The sequence below is a fragment of the Microcoleus harperi Pol14_C6 genome (assembly GCF_036701295.1).
GTDB lineage: Bacteria > Cyanobacteriota > Cyanobacteriia > Cyanobacteriales > Microcoleaceae > Microcoleus.
In genome coordinates, this window is the sequence record NZ_JAUBQN010000109.1 from 1 (window position 1) to 1,388 (window position 1,388).

The window sequence follows — 1,388 nt, forward strand, 5'->3', positions numbered from 1 at the left end:
TTTTTGGCATAGGGGGTTTGGCCTCCCTGTGAATCGGCTGCCCTTAATTATAACTAATTATCCGAACCTGATATAACCAGAGATTCACGAATTGATTCAAGAAAATCCTGCATCCGACTTGCCTTAAAAAGCTCCTCTTTCTTCTTTTCGTGTTCGGGCTCGCGGGAAAGCTGCGCCGCCAGCAACATCACAGGAACAATCTTGAAGTAGTCATTAGCATAATGCTCTTGGGCGTAGCGACGGATACGTTCAATGTGTCCGCCTAGCCCACTTTGACCCTCCATATCAAACACTTTATTGGGGTTCTTTAAGAAATGCTCCAGCCATCGAGAATCGCGTAAGTTCTTCTTGACATTCAGTAGAATAATTAATAGCTTTGCTTTTTCTTTTAATAACTGCAAGAAACGAAACTCACTCTCTTGGATACTGTCATTTGTCACCACATAACAAATCACATCTGACTCGTCGATAATACTTTTAGCAATTTCTTCGTCACTTTGGCCACCCGGAGCACCAATCCCAGGAGTATCAATGATGCGAATATTCTTCCACTCGTACACCCGATTAAACCGAGTTGTGCGCTGCTTACCTACACCGATCGCATCCCATCCATCATCTGTAACTATAGCGTGAAGAGTGCTTTTCCCCGCCTTAGTTTTGCCCATAAAGGTGATGCTGAAATGATTGAGAGCGCGTTCCTTGGCCCGAAGCGACTCCTGTACACTCTCAATTTCTTTAATAATCTCGGCACTCAGAGAGTTTCTAGTATCCTCAAGTTGCGTGGCGACTTCCTTAGCAGTGGTAGCCTGACCTGTCCCACCTGTTTTATATTTGATGTCTTCGATAGCCAGTTGAATATTTTTGTCCAAATTGGAAAGTGCTCGTACAGCTCTTTGAAGTGCTCGTTCTGCAAATTTATAATCCTCATCAGCGATGACTGCACACTGACGAATCGCCTCATCATATTCTGGTCCAGTTAACAGGATTTCCCGTCGTATTTGCTCAACTTTTTGCTCACTCCCAGTGAGCTTTGCTACATTATCCACCAATGCGCGTGAAAGGAGAGAATCAGCCCCTGCAAGGAAACGCGCACCGATAGAGGGTTTCTGTTGTTGGTTGTGTTCGCCTATGAATCGGGTATCAGTGAAGGCTCCTGCTTCTGCAAGCTGCCGCTGTACTTCTCCCGTTGGCCAGTTCCAAATCCGTGCTACTTGTTCCGCCATCTGGCGTTCTAATGCTGAACAAAAACCGTCAACATAGGCGATCGCCAACATTTGGGACATGGCCTCACTTTGCTCACCGGGCGACACTTTATACCAATTCACTATGAAGGTACACTAAAATATAGGGTAAAAGTAGAGGCAATTCAATATGGCGAACAAACTTCA

General features: G+C 45.2%; 1 protein-coding gene. It reads right to left on the reverse strand.

Annotated elements, in window-relative coordinates; genetic code table 11:
• Nucleotides 1-53 precede the first annotated feature (53 nt).
• The gene (locus QUA27_RS27190) at nucleotides 54-1,283 is read right to left on the reverse strand and encodes a GTPase (RefSeq protein WP_333072151.1); all 1,230 of its coding nucleotides are present in this window, start codon (nucleotides 1,281-1,283) and stop codon (nucleotides 54-56) included.
• Nucleotides 1,284-1,388: the final 105 nt, after the last annotated feature.